Origin of the sequence: Caulobacter sp. S45, assembly GCF_009765965.1 — a bacterium.
In the GTDB taxonomy this organism is placed as follows: Bacteria; Pseudomonadota; Alphaproteobacteria; order Caulobacterales; family Caulobacteraceae; genus CAHJWH01.
The window spans coordinates 159,657-160,569 of record NZ_LMUL01000017.1 but is presented as its reverse complement, the minus strand read 5'-3'; the positions used below and the strand labels follow the sequence as shown (position 1 = coordinate 160,569).

Here is a 913-nt window from a genome sequence, read left to right as displayed (position 1 = left end):
ATAACGACCAGCCGCTCTACGCCTCGGACCGGATGGCGCACATGCTGGGCTCCGGGTTGGCGATCCTGCTGGACCGGCGGGCGGGGTTCCAGCGCTTCTACGGCGAGGACGAGGTCGGCTTCTATGACGACCTGGACGGCCTGGCCGACCAGGCGCGCGACCTGCTAGCGGACGACGCGCGGCGACGGGAAACAGCCCGGCGGGGATGGGCGAAGACCTGGGCGCTGTTCGAGGCCGGGCGGGTGTTCGACTACCTGATCCAGCAACTGTTCCGGGACGGCGGGGCGGAAGGATTCGAATGGCCGCGGGACCGCTGGGAAGCCTGAGCTCCGCGTCGCCTGTGGCGCCTTTGCATCCCCGCCCGCCTTGTCGTCGCAAAGCAGCCGTCAGACCGCCCAAAATTAGGAACCTGATAGCGCCAATTGGGGTTTTCTGCCGCAAGAGGTGCAGCCATGCGAACCGGCCTTAAAATCCGCACGCACAAGTTCTGTATAGGGCTGTCGTCCTGTGCAGGCATGATTCTGTTTGGAATGCGCCGCAGTCCGTTCACTCACGGCTGAGCATCTGCATTTCTGCCGCCGTTTCGAGCAATTCGAACGGAATGAATCCCTGAGTCCTGTTTCCGATTTGAAATAATATAACCAAATAGGGCGTTAAGGTCCCGGCGCTGTCACGTTCCAGACGTGACCCACACGCCACGCTCAAGGACCACAATGCGCGCACCTGCCGGCCTCATCTCAGGCGTCTGCCTGGCCGCCCTCCTGGCCACCGCCCCACTCTCCTCCGCCCTCGCCCAGAACCGCCCGGCCCGCGACCATGGCGACGCCGCCGCAGCCGCCGGCTCCGACGACAAGATGGCCCCGTCCAAGGGTCATGATCACGCCGACAAGCTCAGCGACGACACCGCCGGCGC

The 913-nt window shown here is 64.8% G+C and carries 2 protein-coding genes; both read left to right on the top strand.

Annotation, left to right across the window (positions count from 1 at the left end; all coding sequences use genetic code 11):
- On the top strand, positions 1-326 hold a 326-nt coding region (locus tag GSQ87_RS20500), incomplete at its 5' end, for a glycosyltransferase (protein ID WP_158918234.1).
- Positions 327-713: 387 nt separating this feature from the next.
- On the top strand, positions 714-913 hold a 200-nt coding region (locus GSQ87_RS20495; RefSeq protein WP_158918232.1), incomplete at its 3' end, for a hypothetical protein.